The organism is Phocaeicola sp. ICN-14070, assembly GCF_037892625.1.
Classification (GTDB): domain Bacteria; phylum Bacteroidota; class Bacteroidia; order Bacteroidales; family Bacteroidaceae; genus Phocaeicola; species Phocaeicola plebeius.
The window spans coordinates 67,240-83,050 of the sequence record NZ_JBBKBF010000007.1 but is presented as its reverse complement, the minus strand read 5'-3'; the positions used below and the strand labels follow the sequence as shown (position 1 = coordinate 83,050).

The following is a 15,811-nucleotide window of genomic DNA, read 5'->3' as shown; positions in this document are numbered from 1 at the left end:
GTTTTACGTTTACCTTTTTGAGAAATGACTTCTACGACGATTCTAATAAGCATGAGTAAAGAAACATTGATATCAACTTTCACCGATTTGAGAAAAAGTTTTCTCCAGTTGGCAATGCGCCTCCTTCCTAGCAGAGAGGATGCTGACGATGCGTTGCAGGAGGCTTTCTTCCGTCTGTGGAAGCATGCAGACCGAATCGATTCGCGTGAAGAGGCAGAGGCGCTTACAGTTGTTACGGTAAAGAATCTGTGTATCGATACTTTGCGTAAAAAGAATCATTTGCTTACGGTGGAGCTGGACGAAAATCGAGATGAATCTATTTCCGATTCAGCAGCCGAGGTGTTGGAAAAGGAAGAGCAGTTCCGTATGGTTGAGCGTATTATTGAATCTAGATTGACGCCACTTCAGAAGCAGATTCTGCACATGAAAGAATATGAAGGAAAGAAATATAATGAAATAGCCGGCATATTGGGTATGCAGGAGGCAGCAGTACGTATGCAACTATCGAGAGCGAGAAAAGAAATTAGAGAATGTTACTTAAAACAAATGGAGCGATGAAAAACAACGAACGAACTTTTCAACAGTGGAAAGAGCTGGCAAACCGCTACTTTGAGGCTGAAACGAGTGAGGCTGAAGAAGAAGCACTGGCACGTTTTTTAGCTACTCCTGCTGCACAAGGCAAGGAGTTCGATGAACTTCGTGCTGTGATGGGATATTTTGTTACAAGACGTTCCATATACAATCGACCGCATACACGCAGTGTACGAATGTGGCATTATGTAGCAGCTGCGGTTATGGGAATCATTGTTCTGATTACAACTTGGCAGCTGACGGAAAGAACCAATGTGTGTGTGGCTTATATTAACGGGGAACGTTGTACCGACAAGGAAATTGTATTTTCCGAGGCTTTGAAGTCTGTGGAAAAGGTTCGTCACTATTCACCGGAGGAAACTGTCGAAATGCAGTTGTCGGATTTGTTTCAGACGTTGGAAGAAAATGATACTATATCAATGGATAATTAATGACAAGATGATATGAAACGATGGGTTATATTATGGATAATCATGCTGTCTGTGTTGTCTGGGTATGCACAGAAAGGTATGCATGTAGACGCCTTGTTTGAAAGTCGCTTTAAGCATGACAAACGTGCCGTAGAGGTGCTTATCAAAGGGAAAGAATTGAAAAAGTATCATCTGACCTTGTTTCGCAGCTTGACAGTCACTGATGCTCCGGCTGTGTCGGAAGAAATAGAGGAGTTTGTCAGTCGGGATGCTCTAGCGGCAGTTGATAAGGAGGAGGGCAGAGTGGGTAAGAAATTATATTACGGTTTTTACTGTTTTCCGCCACGGGATGACAATTACAGGTATTTATTCTATCGGAATACTTTGGTCGCGCCTGGCAGCAAAAAGAAGGCTGAAGTGACGGTGGTATACATGGAAGGAGAAGTTACTCTGGAAGAACTGAAACAGATGTTCAAATGAAATGCAAACAAACAAGATACGATAAGATATGAAGAAAATGATTTTGCTTGCAGTCACTCTGCTGACTGCAACTGGCGGATATGCCGAAAGTAGAGATTCACTGAAGGTGGAAAATGTCATGAGTGTGGAGAATCCCGAACGGGTGACAATCACTGAGTCTGGAAATCGCTTCCTTGTGGAAATCAATGGAAAGAAAGATAATCCGGGTTTCCGTTATGCTCGTGAAGTGGAAATATCTCCTTCGGATGTTTCGGTAACAAAGGAGCGCAGCGGCAACTGGGATTTTAATATTCCTTTTAGAAAACGCACGTCGGAAAAAAGGCATAAGCGTAATGAGTTTGTGCTGAAAGATTTTAAGATAGGACTTTCCTGCGTGCAGGGAGCTCCTGAAAATATGGATGTCAGCATGGGATCATCATGGGAGGTTACTACTCCTACTCTCGGATGGCAGTGTTATCCGTGGGCTACGGAAACTTCTCTTTCTATCGGAGTGGCATGCAGCTGGCGCAATTACCGGATGACCAGCAGGCAGCGTTTTATAAAAGATGCGGGTAGTGATATGTACATCGGTAGTTATCCAGAAGAAGCCGACATTCAGTTTTCACGTATCAAAGTTTTCAGTTGGGCTGTTCCTGTCATGCTTACTCATGAAACAAAGAATAATTTCAACTTCAGTCTGGGAGCAATTGTCAATTTCAATACACATGCCAGTCTGAAAACGAGGTATAAATTGGATGGACAGGAATTTAAGCTGACCGATAGCAACATCCATCAAACTCCGGTGACAATAGATATTCAGGCATCTATAGGTTATAAGACGATTGGATTTTACGTAAAATATAGTCCTTGTAAGATACTTGATACGGCGTACGGTCCTGAGTTCAGCGCCCTGTCTGTAGGTCTTGTATTGTTCTGATTTATTAAAAGATAACCCTTCCTAAATAACTGTCAGCTATTTAGGAAGGGTTTTATTTTTAGGGAAACAAGTAGCTTAACGCTTCAATGCAGCAATGCTTTCTTTCAATGCTGCAATCTTCGTTTCTGCATCAGCCTGTTTCTTGCGTTCCATTTCAATGACATTGGCCGGAGCCTTGCTGACAAACTTTTCGTTGCTCAGCTTTTTCATTACGCTTTGCAAGAATCCTTCCTGATATTTCAGGTCAGCTTCCAGTTTTTTTAGCTCTTCTTCTACGTTAATCAGGTTACCTAATGGTACGGCATATTCTGTAGTACCCACCATGAAGGCAGCAGCTCCTTCTGACTTGGTTTCTACCTGCTTGATTTCTGACAAGTTGCAGAGTTTGGCTATTACAGAACCAAAGCCGGCTACCGGATTTTCTCCAGTTACTTCAAGTGCCAACGCTTCTTTCTGTGCGATGTTCTTCTGCAGGCGGATGGTACGGATGCCACTGATTACTTCTTTCACAGCTTCAAACTGTGCAATCAGTGCTTCGTTGTAAGGCATGTCTTTTACGAGCGTCTGGGTCATGATGCTTTCGCCCGGCTGACGGTCGTAAATGTGCTGCCACAACTCCTCTGTGATGAACGGCATGAACGGATGGAGCAGTTTCAGCAAGGTTTCAAAGAATGCTAATGTCTTTTCGTAGGTTACCTTGTCGATAGGCTGTCCGTATGCAGGTTTCACCATTTCCAGATACCAGCTTGAGAATTCGTCCCAGAACAACTTATATACAGCCATCAACGCTTCGCTCAGACGGTATTTACCGAAGAGGTCGTTTGCTTCTTCTGCGGTCTTGGCCAGCATAGAGTCAAACCATTCAGTGGCCAGTTTGGCATATTCCGGCTGTTCGATGTCGGCTACCTGCCAGCCTTTTACCAGACGGAAGGCATTCCATATCTTGTTGTTGAAGTTACGTCCTTGTTCGCAAAGTGCTTCATCGAAAAGAATATCGTTTCCGGCAGGAGCAGCCAGCATCATTCCCATACGCACTCCGTCGGCACCGAACTGTTCAATCAGTTCCAGCGGGTCGGGTGAGTTACCGAGTGATTTTGACATCTTACGGCCAATCTTGTCGCGTACGATACCGGTGAAGTATACGTTGCGGAACGGCATGTCGCCCATGTATTCGTAGCCAGCCATAATCATACGTGCTACCCAGAAGAAAATGATGTCCGGTCCGGTTACTAGGTCGGCAGTCGGGTAGTAGTACTTGATTTCTTCGTTGCCCGGGTTATTGATACCGTCGAACAATGAAATCGGCCACAACCATGAAGAGAACCAGGTGTCGAGGCAGTCATCTTCCTGACGCAAGTCTTCCATCTTCAGGTTTGCATCTCCGGTTTTTTCCTTAGCCAGTTCCAATGCCTGTTCCGGAGTTTCAGCTACTACGAAACCACCTTTCGGCAAGTAGTAAGCCGGAATACGGTGTCCCCACCACAGCTGACGGCTGATACACCAGTCTTTAATGTTTTCCAGCCAGTTGCGGTATGTATTCTTATATTTGGCAGGGTAGAACTTCAACTCGTCGTTCATTACCGGCGGCAATGCCATGTCGGCAAAGTGCTGCATCTTGAGGAACCACTGCATAGACAGTTTCGGTTCGATGGCTACGTTGGTACGTTCAGAGAAACCTACCTTATTCGTATAAGCTTCTACCTTTTCCAGCAATCCTGCTGCATCCAGGTCTTTTTCAATCTGCGCACGTACGTCGAAGCGATCCATACCTACATACAATCCGGCAGCTTCACTCAGTGTACCGTTGTCATTGAAAATATCAATAGAAGGAAGGTTGTATTTTTCTCCCAGCATGTAGTCGTTCACGTCGTGTGCCGGAGTAACTTTCAAACAACCTGTACCGAATTCAATGTCTACATAGCTGTCTTCAATAACCGGAATCACACGTCCTACCAGCGGAACGATAACTTTCTTGCCTTTCAGCCACTGGTTCTTCGGGTCTGCCGGGTTGATACACATCGCCGTATCACCCATGATGGTTTCCGGACGCGTAGTAGCTACTACGGCATAACGGCGACCTTGTGCGTCGCGGTGTACGATTTCACCTTCAGCTCCTGTTTCACCGCTCATGTCGTCATCAGCTACGTAATAACGCAGGTAATACAGTTTGCTATGCTCTTCTTTGTAGATTACTTCTTCGTCAGACAAGGCAGTCAGTGCTTTCGGGTCCCAGTTTACCATACGTACGCCACGGTAAATCAGTCCCTTGTTATAAAGGTCTACGAACACTTTGATTACGCTCTTGCTACGGGCCTCGTCCATGGTGAAAGCCGTACGGTCCCAGTCGCATGATGCGCCCAGTTTGCGGAGCTGCTTCAGAATGATGCCTCCGTGTTCTTCTGTCCACGCCCATGCATGTTTCAAGAACTCTTCACGTGTAAGGTCTGTTTTCTTGATGCCTTGTTGAGCCAGACGATTTACCACCTTTGCTTCAGTAGCGATGGATGCATGGTCTGTACCCGGTACCCAGCACGCATTCTTTCCCATCATGCGGGCACGTCTTACAAGAATATCCTGGATGGTATTGTTCAGCATGTGTCCCATGTGGAGCACTCCCGTCACGTTAGGGGGAGGAATGACGACGGTGTAAGGTTCACGTTCGTCGGGTTTAGAACTGAAAAGTTTGTGATCCAGCCAATACTGATACCATTTTCCCTCCACGTCAGCGGGATTGTACTTACTTGCTAATTCCATGGTTATAATATCTTTATTATTTATGTTTATCGTATAATCGGCTGCAAAAATAATAAAACTACTTGGATTTTAGGGGGCTTTGCCCGAAAACTTCATTTGTTCTGGCCCGATAGTGTAAGTACAGGCATTTTTTCTTTACCTTTGCACCAATAAATTATCAAATTAAGCGCGTATGAAAAAGATAGCTTTACCTACAAGAAACGGTCTGATAGACGACCATTTCGGTCATTGTGAGTTTTACACCATTTTTACGGTAGACGAAGAGAACCGTATAGCTCGTACGCAAGTGCTCCCTTCTCCGCAGGGTTGTGGATGTAAGTCGGATATTGCTTCTAAATTACAGGCTGACGGGGTGACCGTGATGTTGGCCGGCAATATGGGAGCCGGTGCGCTGGCCAAACTTTCAGCTTGTGGCATAGAGGTAATCAGAGGATGCCATGGTTCAGTGATGGAAGTGGCTGAGGCCTATCTGGCTGGAAAGATACAGGATTCTGGCGTAGGTTGCGATCATCATCATGAGGGTGGAGAACATCAGTGTCCGAATCATTGATTTATAATCCCCTTTGTATGTAGGGAGAAATGAAGCAGGGTGTTTTATGTCTCCCTTGTGAGAGCCTTATGTTTTTCCGGGTGGAGCTATACGTTTTCCGTCGGGAAAACATAAGGCTTTGCTGTAAGAAACGTAAAAGATTCTTTGTGGTTAAGAAAATATTTCAAAGGTATGTCAAGAATAGGATGCTGTTTTAAAAGGAAGAATGGAGAGTCTCCTTTTTGATAAAATCACTATCTTTGTAAGAGATTCTTAAGTACGTATTTATGAGTAAAATGATAAAGCTGTGCTTGGTGGCATGTTTGTGGGGAATTACGCTGTTGGGAAATGCGCAGACACAGATTGCATTTATATCGGATGCACATATTCAAGATGTGGACGGTCATGCCGAACGAGTGCGTTCCATGGAGGTACAGGTACAGTCCACCCGTTTGTTTAATGAAAATTATTATGCGCTTCTGGCGGCTCTTGATGACGTGGCTCGCAGGAATATTCGCTGGGTTGTGTTGCCGGGTGATTTAACCGATAACGGGCAGTTCTTCAATCAACAAAAAATAAAGAATATATTGCATTCGTACACGCAAAGAAAAGGTATGCGCTTTTTTGTGACTACAGGTAATCATGATCCGGCTCTTCCTTTGGGGCTGATGCAAAAGAATGCGCATTTTCTGGCAGCAGACGGAAGCCGTGTGACGCGTGAGGATTCGTGTGCCGGTTATGTGTCGCAGATGGAATGCTATGCCGATTTTGGCTTTTTCCCTCGGAAGGACGACTGTTATTGGGAAAGTCCTTTTACTTCTTATACGTATGACAAGTATTCTTACGAGGATGCTTGCCGTGAAAGTGTATTGAGCAAGCGGACCTACACACTGTGCGATTCGCTGACGGCTACGGATGCTAGTTACCTGGTAGAACCGGTAGACGGACTCTGGCTGCTGGCCATTGACGGGGGAGTTTATCTTCCAAAAGAAATGAAGGATGGAAAGTGGAGCTATCAAGGTTCCAGTGCTGGATGCAACCTTGTGCTGAAACACAAACCGTTTTTGTTGCCTTGGGTGCGAAAGGTAGTAGAGGAAGCACAGAAGCGCCATAAGACACTGGTGGCATTTTCACATTATCCGTTGGTCGACTTCAATGACGGAGTGTCGGAGTCTGTACGTCAGATGTGGGGCGACCGCCGGTTCGATCTGCACCGTGTGCCGGAAGCCGAAGTGAGTGAGGCTTTTCTGCAAGCCGGACTGCGTCTGCATTTTGCCGGACACATGCACGTGAATGATACTGGTATCTGGGAAGGAAAAGACGGGAAACACCTATATAATATACAGGTCCCTTCAATTGCGACCTATGTACCGGCCTATAAGATTCTGACCATTGAAAGCGATGAGGTGTTTCGGGTGGAAACGGTAGCATTGGACACGGTGCCAGGATTCGATAGTCTGTTTCCTTTGTATCGGGCAGAATACCAGTCGGATAGTCTGAAAGGACATTCACCTGTATGGAATAAAGAAATTCTTTCTGCCCGTACGTATGGAGAATTCTGCGATTATCAGTTTCGTGATTTGGTTCGTCTGCGATTCATTCCGCGTGACCTTCCGGAATCCTGGCGGGCCTGCCTGGATTTTACCGGTGCCCAGATGCTGGAAGCCGTGTCGGGAGAAGAGAAGTCGGATGATGCCGACTGGACTGACTGGTGTATGAAAGATTTGGTTCTGGATTTATATCGTCTGCGTTATGCAGAACGTCTGGCTTTGGAAGATATTCCGAGGACTCGTTTGGCGGTTTATCGTTATCTGTTTGACCGTGCGCGTATTTCTACGTTCCGTTCGGCCGAAGTGGAGATGGTGAAAGGTTTGGGTACGCTTTTCCTTGCTTTTCTGAATGGAGAGCCTTGTCAGAATTTTGTGATTGACCTGGAAAAAGATACAATCACAGGCGATTAACTTCCTGAAGTGTACTATTTCCCTCTTAGTTTGCATTATTTTCCTCTTTAGGCTGGGTGTTTCTCTTAACTTTTGCCTAAAATGAGAATTAAATGTTTGCTTAAACTTTTGTTGAAACTATATTACTTATGTGGAACACAAAATCAATATGCTTGTTTCTACTGGGGTTCATTGGAGTAGGAACAGTGGAAGGACAAACTTCCGTAGATTCTTATGAGTATTCTTCTTATGTCGACCCTCGTATCGGTTCCGAGGGACTGGGACGTGTGTTTATCGGGCCGTCGTGTCCGTATGGCATGGTAAAGCCTTCGCCTGACTGTACACCTTCTCCTAATAGTGGATGGTTACCTATGCCGGAGCGGGTAGACGGATTTGCTCAGGTGCATGTCAGTGGTACGGGGGGAGGTCCCAAGTATGGAAATGTACTGGTTACTCCGTTTGGAAATGGTATGGACCGGGTCAACCATTATGACTACCGTGAGTATGAAACCATCCGGTTAGGATATTATGATACGCAGTTCAAGCAGAATGGTATCCGTACGGAAATCACTACTGCCAATCGCGCTTCTTTCTATCGTTTTACGTATCCGGAAGATTCTTTGAAATCGCTGGCAGTGGATGCAGGTTTCTTCTTGGGAGAAAATCCGGTGCCGGATGCACGCGAGGCTCAGCAGTTTGTTGGTTCTGAAATTCAGGTGCTTTCCGACCATGAAGTTGCTGGTTATACACGTATTCGTGGCGGATGGAACAACGGAAAGGCTTATACGGTATATTTCTATGCGGAGACAGACCGTCCGTTTGTGCAGTCGCTTACCTGGAAAGGAAACCGTATTACGGAGGCACAGTCGCAGTATGACTCTGCAGAAAAGACAGGTGCCTTGTTGCGTTTTGCGAAGAATGACAAAGTGGTGCAGTTGAAGGTGGGTATTTCTTTCCTGAGTATGCAGAAGGCAAAAATCAATGCGCATTCTGAAATTCCTCACTGGTCGTTTGAAAAGGTGCATCAGGATTTGTTAGGACAGTGGGAGCAACTTCTTCAGAAAATAGAAATCAATCCGTCGACTCCGCTTGCAAAGAAGCGCATGTTCTATACCGGACTGTATCACACCATGCTGATGCCAGTAGACCGTACGGGCGAGAATCCGCTGTGGAGTGATCCGGAACCTTATTACGACGATTTTTATGCTATCTGGGATACATATCGTAGCTCTTCTCCTTTGATTACCTTGATTGACCCGAAACGGGAGGCCGACATTGTACGTTCGCTGGTAAATATTTACAAACGTGATGGTTATATGCCCGATGCGCGTAGCGGTAACAGCAACGGTCGTACACAGGGTGGTTCGAATGCGGAAATTGTAATTGCCGATGCCTTTGTGAAAGGATTAAAAGGAATTGATTATGAACTAGCATTGGAAGCCATGCTGAAGGACGCTACGGTGCCTCCCGGTGGAAATGAAGAGGCAGAAGGCCGAGGCGGACTGATTCCTTATCTGGAATTAGGCTACATACCTCACGGCATTGACCGTGCAGGTAACCGCACAGTAGAATATTCTTATTGTGATTATGCCATTGCATTGGTGGCTAAAGGCTTGGGTAAAGAAGACCTGTATCAGCGTTATTTGAAGCAGTCGGAAAACTGGAAAAACTTGTGGCGTGGTGACTACGAACATGAAGGGGCGAAAGGCTTTATCATGCCGCGCGACAAGGAAGGAAACTGGTTGGACTCTATTCCTTTCGGTCATTCCACTCGCATGCAGCCAAAGTTTAAATACACACCGGTTACCTTCGAAGGACCATGGTACACTCCTTGGTGGAGCATGTTCTTCTATGAAGCCAGTTCATGGGAATATTCGTTGAGCATTCCGCACGATGTGCCGGGGCTGATAGAGAAATGTGGCGGGGCAGCCGATTTTGAAAAACGACTGGATATTTTCTTTGATAAAGGTTTCTTCAATGTGAACAACGAACCGTCTTTCCTGACACCTTGTCTGTATCACTGGCTGGGTAAACCCTGGCGCTCAAGCGACCGTATCCGTGAGATTATTGCAAAGAACTATAACGACGGTCCGGTAGGTTTGCCGGGTAATGATGACTCAGGTGCCATGTCTTCTTGGCTGGCATTCCACATGATAGGCTTGTATCCGAATGCCGGACAGGATTATTACCTGATTCATACACCGCTACTGACCTCTACGACTTTCCATCTGGAAGGAGGAAAAGAGTTTAAGGTCGTGGCCGAAGGACTTTCGGATAAAAACTGTTATATCCAGGGTGTGACATTGAATGGAAAAGACTATCCATATTCTGTTTTGCGTCACAAGGATATAATGGCCGGAGGTGAGCTGATTTTGAAAATGGGAAAGAAGCCCGGAAGCTGGGGAAAGGAACTGGGATTGGATAAATAAGATGCGTATGAAAAAAAGATATTTACTTGGATTTTTAACGGCATGTCTGTGGAGCACGGGCATGCTGTCTGCACAGACTGCCGTATCGGATACATTGAAGTTTGTGTTCAAGTTGCATGGTCAGACACGCCGTTATCAGGTAGTTTTCTGTCAGCAGGGAGAGAATATACAGATGAACTGGGGTATTGAACGCAACCTGCATTGGCAGTCGGGCAGTTACACCATGACACCGGAAGCCTTGAAAAACGGAAAGCAGTTGTGTTTCCTACAGCCGAAGGATGGAAATCACCTGACGCTCTCATCTTTGGAAACAGCGTATGTGTTACCTCAGAGTGCATGGCAGCAGTTGAAAGAAAAGGGAAGTATGGAGTTTAACCGGACGGTGTATGACCGTGTAGCCGATGAATCGGAAAAGAATGCCGGACGTCCGTTATTGCATGTGGTAGACCGTCATGAAGGGGGTGAGATGTGGATATGGGACAATCCGTCTCTGCCCGTGGTGTGGCGTATGAAAAACAACCCGCTGGAAATAAACTGGCAGGTGGAAGTGAAATAGGATTTGCTTTTTTGTTGTACCTTTGCAGGGTAAAACAGAAAAATAGAAAATCATGCATACAAGAGAAGAAAAGATGGAAGCGTTCGGACGCCTGCTCGACGTGCTGGACGAGTTACGGGTGAAATGTCCGTGGGACCGTAAACAGACCAATGAAAGTTTGCGTCCGAACACGATTGAAGAAGTGTATGAACTCTGTGATGCCCTGATGAAGGACGACAAGAAAAATATTTGCAAGGAATTAGGCGACGTATTGCTTCACGTGGTATTCTATGCCAAGATTGGCAGTGAAACAGGTGATTTCGACATCAAGGATGTGTGCGATAAGTTGTGCGACAAACTGATTTTCCGCCATCCGCATGTATTTGGCGAAGTGAAGGCGGATACGGCAGAAAAAGTGTCTGAAAACTGGGAGCAGATTAAGTTGAAGGAAAAAGATGGCAATAAGTCTGTATTGAGCGGGGTGCCCGATGCCCTTCCTTCATTGATTAAAGCGTATCGCATTCAGGACAAGGCCCGCAATGTAGGGTTTGACTGGGAAGAGCGTGAGCAGGTATGGAGCAAGGTGAAGGAAGAAATAGGCGAGTTTGAAGCAGAGGTAGGTCAGATGGACAAAGAAAAGGCAGAGGCCGAATTTGGTGATGTAATGTTCAGCCTGATTAATGCGGCCCGCTTGTATAAAATCAATCCGGACAATGCGCTGGAGCGGACAAACCAGAAGTTTATCCGTCGCTTTAATTACCTGGAAGCGCATACCATTAAGGAAGGAAAGAATCTGAAGGATATGTCGCTGGAAGAGATGGATGCCATCTGGAACGAAGCAAAGGCAAAAGGCCTGTAAAGAAATCGAAATAGTGTCTGCAAAGTGTCATGCTTTTTGTGGAAACACAACTTTCTTGAAAATAATTCTTTTGAAAAGGTGACACATAGAAAGAATTGTCTACCTTTGTGGGGCATAAACAACAATTTATTTTAGAAACAATGGTGAACAAAGCTATTATTACAGTGGTGGGTAAGGATACGGTAGGTATCATTGCTCAGGTGTGTACCTATCTGGCAGAAAATAAAGTGAATATTCTGGATATTTCGCAGACCATCGTGCAGGAGTATTTCACAATGATGATGATTGTGGATATGACCAAGCTGGAAAAGCCTTTTGAACAGGCAGTGAGCGAACTGGCGAATATCGGTTCTGGCATTGGGGTACAGATCAAATGCCAGCGTGAAGAAATCTTTGACAAAATGCATCGTATCTAATAAAAACGGGAAACGGTATGATTAATATAACTGAGGTTCTTGAAACCAACAAGATGATAGAGCAGGAGAACCTGGATGTACGTACCATTACTATGGGTATTAACCTGCTGGATTGTGCGGACAGTAACCTGGAGGTGCTTTGTCAGAATATATATAATAAGATTACCGGTCTGGCAAAGAATCTGGTGCAGACGGGTGAGGATATTTCCAAGGAATTTGGAATTCCTATCGTAAACAAGCGTATCTCGATTACGCCTATTGCACTGGTGGGAGGAACGGCTTGCAAGACTCCGGATGATTACGTGCAGATTGCCAAGACGCTGGATAAGGCTGCGGGCGAACTGGGTGTAAACTTTATCGGAGGATATTCGGCTATCGTATCGAAAGGTATGAGTCGTAGCGATGAGTTGCTGATTCGTTCCATTCCGAAGGCTTTGGCTTGTACAGAACGTATTTGTAGTTCTGTGAATGTAGGCTCAACTAAGACCGGTATCAACATGGATGCAGTGAAACTGATGGGTGAAATCATCAAGGAAACGGCGGAAATGACGAAAGAACGCGACTCTTTAGGTTGTGCCAAACTGGTGGTGCTTTGCAATGCTCCGGATGACAATCCGTTTATGGCAGGTGCTTTTCACGGCGTTTCAGAACCGGATGCCGTTATCAATGTGGGTGTCAGCGGTCCGGGTGTGGTGAAATATGCCCTGGAACAGATTCGTGGCAAAAGTTTTGAGGTGCTTTGTGAAACCATTAAGCGCACGGCGTTCAAGATTACGCGTGTGGGGCAGCTGGTGGCACAGGAAGCTTCTCGCCGTTTGAATGTGCCGTTTGGTATCATCGACCTTTCGTTGGCTCCAACTCCGGCAGTAGGTGACAGTGTGGCAGAGATTCTTCAGGAAATCGGATTAGAATATCCGGGTGCACCGGGAACAACGGCTGCCTTAGCCTTGCTGAACGATCAGGTGAAGAAGGGTGGCGTAATGGCTTCTTCTTATGTGGGCGGACTGAGTGGTGCGTTTATTCCGGTCAGTGAAGACCAGGGAATGATTGATGCGGTTGTGGCTGGGGCCTTGACTATCGAAAAACTGGAAGCCATGACGTGTGTATGCTCTGTAGGGCTGGATATGATTGCCATTCCGGGTAGTACTTCAGCTGCAACCATTTCAGGAATGATTGCCGATGAATCGGCCATTGGTATGGTCAATCAGAAAACGACGGCGGTGAGAATCATTCCGGTAGTAGGAAAGGAAGTGGGCGATACGGTAGAGTTCGGTGGATTGCTGGGCTATGCACCGGTAATGCCGGTCAACCGTTTCAGCTGTGAAGCTTTTGTGAACCGTGGTGGACGAATTCCTGCTCCGATTCATAGTTTCAAGAATTGATTTTATAGATACATAAATAAAAGAGGGAGGCTTTGCCGGATTTGACAGTCGGTAAGCCTCCCTTTCTTTATAACCTTAATACGATGGTAATTGTTTTACTGTACCAACTTATAACATCTCAAAGGGGAAAATTGTTTAAGGGGAGAGTCGAAAAAAGTGTTAGGACACTGACGGATTTGTGCTATCTTTGTGGCGGATTTATTTTGACCTGTATGACAGACTATTTGAATGAACTGAATGAAAGTCAGCGCGAGGCGGTATTGTACAACGAAGGCCCTTCGCTGGTGATTGCCGGAGCCGGTTCCGGAAAGACTCGCGTGCTGACATACAAGATAGCCTATTTGCTGGACAACGGTTATGAGCCGTGGTCCATTCTGGCACTGACCTTTACCAATAAGGCTGCTCGTGAAATGAAGGAGCGTATCGCCCGTCAGGTAGGGCAGGAACGTGCCCGTTATCTTTGGATGGGGACTTTCCATTCTATTTTTTCACGGATATTGCGGGCCGAGGCTGAGGCGCTGGGTTTTACTCCTAATTTTACAATTTACGATGCAACGGATTCCAAAAGTCTGGTGAAAACTATCATAAAAGAAATGAACCTGGACGATAAGGTTTACAAGCCGGGGATGGTGCAGGGCCGCATCAGCAATGCCAAGAATCACCTGGTGTTGCCGGAGGCATACGCGGCAAATGCCGAACTCATAGAAGCTGACCGGGCTGCGAAGGTGCCTCTGTTGCATGAAATCTACCTGCGTTACTGGAACCGCTGCCGGCAGAGTGACGCGATGGACTTTGACGACCTGCTGCTGTACACCTATTTGTTGTTCCGCACTCGTCCGGATATATGTGATAAATATGCGGCGCGTTTCCGTTACATCTTAGTAGATGAGTATCAGGATACGAATTTTGCACAGCACAGCATCGTACTCCAGCTTACGCAGAAACACCAGTTTGTGTGTGTGGTAGGTGATGATGCCCAGAGTATCTATTCTTTCCGTGGAGCCAACATTGATAATATCCTGAATTTTACCCGTACATACAAAGATGCACGGTTGTTTAAGTTGGAGCAGAATTACCGCTCCACGCAGACCATCGTGAATGCGGCGAACAGCCTGATTGCGAAAAACCGCGACCAGATTCAGAAGGAAGTATTCTCCGAGAAAGACAAGGGGGAACCTATCGGCGTGTTTGCGGCTTATAGCGATGTGGAAGAAGGAGAAATCGTGACCAACAAGATTGCGCAGTTGCATGCCAAGTCGGGATATGCCTATCATGATTTTGCTATTCTTTATCGTACGAATGCACAGAGCCGTATTTTTGAGGAAGCTTTGCGCAAGCGCAGTATACCCTACCGTATTTATGGAGGACTTTCGTTTTATCAGCGGAAGGAAGTGAAGGATGTGGTGGCTTATTTCCGCCTGGCGGTGAATCCGCACGATGAAGAGGCTTTCAAGCGTGTCATCAACTATCCGGCACGAGGAATTGGGAATACCACATTGGGCAAGTTGACCGAAGCAGCCGGACGTTGTGAGGTGAGTTTGTGGAAAGTGCTTTGCGAACCGCTGAGCTACGGAGTGGAACTGAATAAAGGAACCTATACCAAGTTGCAGGGATTCCGCGACCTGATTTCGGAATTCGTTACTTTGGCTCGTGAGCAGGATGCCTATACGTTGGGTATGGAACTGGTGAAACGTTCGGGAATCATGGCTGAGATTTATCAGGACCGTTCGCCGGAGAACATGAGCCGTCAGGAAAATATAGAGGAACTGGTGAACGGTATGCGCGATTTCTGCGACGGCCGTCAGGAAGAAGGAAGCCCACATGTGCTTTTGTCGGATTATCTTTCAGAGATTGCCTTGCTGACCGATCAGGATGAAGATCAGGGAGAAGCACAGCCGAAGGTGACACTGATGACCATTCACTCCGCCAAGGGGCTGGAGTTTCCGAATGTGTTTGTGGTGGGACTGGAAGAAAATCTGTTCCCGAGTCCGCTGTCATCTGCTTCCTATCGGGCACTCGAGGAAGAGCGCCGTCTGTTTTATGTGGCAGTGACACGGGCTGAAGACCACTGCTATTTGTCATACGCCAAGAGCCGTTTCAAATACGGAAAGATGGAGTTCTGTAATCCAAGCCGTTTCTTGAAAGATATTGACGTGCGTTACCTGCAGGTGCCGCAGGAGGAACTGATGGGTACGCGCATCGAAGAAAAGGCCAGCCGCTTCCGGAAAGAAGCCAGCCGTGCATCTTACGAACGCGAACCCCGCGAAACGGGGCCGTCTATGTTTGATGGCGGACCGATGCCGGAAGAACCTCATCGTTTTGTACCTCCTCGTACGCTTCGCCGTATACCTGATGCGAGTCCTTCGGCAGCTCCGGCCGGTCCGTCGGCAGGGGGACTTTCTGCCGGCATGTGGATAGAGCATGAACGCTTCGGCAAAGGGGAAGTGACTCGGGTGGAAGGCAACGGAGACAACTGCAAAGCCACCGTACAGTTCCAGCACGCCGGCGTGAAACAGTTGCTGCTGAAATTTGCCCGTTTTAAGATAATTGATTCAAACGCTAAATAACAG

13 protein-coding genes are annotated in these 15,811 nt (G+C 46.5%); 12 read left to right on the top strand and 1 reads right to left on the bottom strand.

Features of this window, described 5'->3' with window-relative positions:
• The first annotated feature begins 51 nt into the window (after window positions 1-51).
• Genes WKT20_RS03810 through WKT20_RS03795 form a run of 4 tightly spaced genes read left to right on the top strand, consistent with a single transcriptional unit; the run spans window position 52 to window position 2,397 of the window.
• Entirely contained in the window at window positions 52-558 is a 507-nt protein-coding gene (locus WKT20_RS03810; protein WP_117700537.1) for an RNA polymerase sigma factor, read from the top strand.
• Window positions 555-1,022, top strand: coding sequence for a hypothetical protein (locus tag WKT20_RS03805; RefSeq protein WP_117700538.1), 468 nt, complete (start codon window positions 555-557; stop codon window positions 1,020-1,022). Before WKT20_RS03810 ends, WKT20_RS03805 begins: the two co-directional genes overlap by 4 nt.
• A 12-nt stretch (window positions 1,023-1,034) precedes the next feature.
• Entirely contained in the window at window positions 1,035-1,481 is a 447-nt protein-coding gene (locus WKT20_RS03800) for a DUF6108 family protein (protein ID WP_117700539.1), read from the top strand.
• Window positions 1,482-1,509: 28 nt separating this feature from the next.
• Window positions 1,510-2,397 (top strand): hypothetical protein, encoded by an 888-nt coding sequence (locus WKT20_RS03795; RefSeq protein ID WP_340416857.1) that lies wholly within the window; start codon window positions 1,510-1,512, stop codon window positions 2,395-2,397.
• Between the two features lie 75 nt (window positions 2,398-2,472).
• Here WKT20_RS03795 and WKT20_RS03790 read toward each other — a convergent pair whose 3' ends face one another.
• Complete coding sequence (locus WKT20_RS03790) at window positions 2,473-5,151, bottom strand: valine--tRNA ligase (protein WP_270652969.1); 2,679 nt, start codon at window positions 5,149-5,151, stop codon at window positions 2,473-2,475.
• A 172-nt stretch (window positions 5,152-5,323) separates the two neighbouring features.
• Between WKT20_RS03790 and WKT20_RS03785 the strand changes: the two genes are divergently transcribed.
• The 8 genes from WKT20_RS03785 (at window position 5,324) to WKT20_RS03750 (ending at window position 15,808) form a co-directional block, all read left to right on the top strand.
• Window positions 5,324-5,701 carry a NifB/NifX family molybdenum-iron cluster-binding protein gene (locus WKT20_RS03785; protein ID WP_117700542.1) on the top strand — a complete coding sequence of 126 codons (378 nt, stop codon included), beginning with the start codon at window positions 5,324-5,326 and terminating at the stop codon, window positions 5,699-5,701.
• A 266-nt stretch (window positions 5,702-5,967) separates the two neighbouring features.
• Window positions 5,968-7,641, top strand: a complete 1,674-nt coding sequence (locus WKT20_RS03780) for a metallophosphoesterase family protein (protein WP_340416856.1) — start codon at window positions 5,968-5,970, stop codon at window positions 7,639-7,641.
• A 128-nt stretch (window positions 7,642-7,769) separates the two neighbouring features.
• Entirely contained in the window at window positions 7,770-10,049 is a 2,280-nt protein-coding gene (locus WKT20_RS03775) for a GH92 family glycosyl hydrolase (protein ID WP_340416855.1), read from the top strand.
• 7 nt (window positions 10,050-10,056) lie between these two features.
• A complete protein-coding gene (locus WKT20_RS03770) occupies window positions 10,057-10,605 on the top strand; it encodes a hypothetical protein (protein WP_223805027.1) in 549 nt (182 codons plus the stop codon).
• A 52-nt stretch (window positions 10,606-10,657) separates the two neighbouring features.
• Window positions 10,658-11,443: a nucleoside triphosphate pyrophosphohydrolase gene (gene mazG / locus WKT20_RS03765; RefSeq protein ID WP_178288009.1), complete on the top strand. Its 786-nt coding sequence runs from the start codon at window positions 10,658-10,660 to the stop codon at window positions 11,441-11,443.
• Between the two features lie 143 nt (window positions 11,444-11,586).
• On the top strand, window positions 11,587-11,859 hold the full coding sequence (locus tag WKT20_RS03760; protein WP_040312982.1) for an ACT domain-containing protein: 273 nt from the start codon (window positions 11,587-11,589) through the stop codon (window positions 11,857-11,859).
• Between the two features lie 17 nt (window positions 11,860-11,876).
• The gene (locus tag WKT20_RS03755) at window positions 11,877-13,241 is read left to right on the top strand and encodes a PFL family protein (protein WP_007561637.1); all 1,365 of its coding nucleotides are present in this window, start codon (window positions 11,877-11,879) and stop codon (window positions 13,239-13,241) included.
• Window positions 13,242-13,453: 212 nt separating this feature from the next.
• The gene (locus tag WKT20_RS03750) at window positions 13,454-15,808 is read left to right on the top strand and encodes an ATP-dependent helicase (RefSeq protein ID WP_340416854.1); all 2,355 of its coding nucleotides are present in this window, start codon (window positions 13,454-13,456) and stop codon (window positions 15,806-15,808) included.
• Window positions 15,809-15,811: the final 3 nt, after the last annotated feature.

Excerpts from the sequence above, each read along its gene's own strand:
- WKT20_RS03795 (WP_340416857.1), top strand. The coding sequence starts at position 1,510 with ATGAAGAAAATGATTTTGCTTGCAGTCACTCTGCTGACTGCAACTGGC.
- WKT20_RS03780 (WP_340416856.1), top strand. The coding sequence starts at position 5,968 with ATGAGTAAAATGATAAAGCTGTGCTTGGTGGCATGTTTGTGGGGAATT.
- WKT20_RS03805 (WP_117700538.1), top strand. The coding sequence starts at position 555 with ATGAAAAACAACGAACGAACTTTTCAACAGTGGAAAGAGCTGGCAAAC.
- WKT20_RS03750 (WP_340416854.1), top strand. The coding sequence starts at position 13,454 with ATGACAGACTATTTGAATGAACTGAATGAAAGTCAGCGCGAGGCGGTA.
- WKT20_RS03775 (WP_340416855.1), top strand. The coding sequence starts at position 7,770 with ATGTGGAACACAAAATCAATATGCTTGTTTCTACTGGGGTTCATTGGA.
- WKT20_RS03770 (WP_223805027.1), top strand. The coding sequence starts at position 10,057 with ATGAAAAAAAGATATTTACTTGGATTTTTAACGGCATGTCTGTGGAGC.
- WKT20_RS03800 (WP_117700539.1), top strand. The coding sequence starts at position 1,035 with ATGAAACGATGGGTTATATTATGGATAATCATGCTGTCTGTGTTGTCT.
- WKT20_RS03790 (WP_270652969.1), bottom strand. The coding sequence starts at position 5,151 with ATGGAATTAGCAAGTAAGTACAATCCCGCTGACGTGGAGGGAAAATGG.
- mazG (WP_178288009.1), top strand. The coding sequence starts at position 10,658 with ATGCATACAAGAGAAGAAAAGATGGAAGCGTTCGGACGCCTGCTCGAC.
- WKT20_RS03810 (WP_117700537.1), top strand. The coding sequence starts at position 52 with ATGAGTAAAGAAACATTGATATCAACTTTCACCGATTTGAGAAAAAGT.
- WKT20_RS03785 (WP_117700542.1), top strand. The coding sequence starts at position 5,324 with ATGAAAAAGATAGCTTTACCTACAAGAAACGGTCTGATAGACGACCAT.
- WKT20_RS03755 (WP_007561637.1), top strand. The coding sequence starts at position 11,877 with ATGATTAATATAACTGAGGTTCTTGAAACCAACAAGATGATAGAGCAG.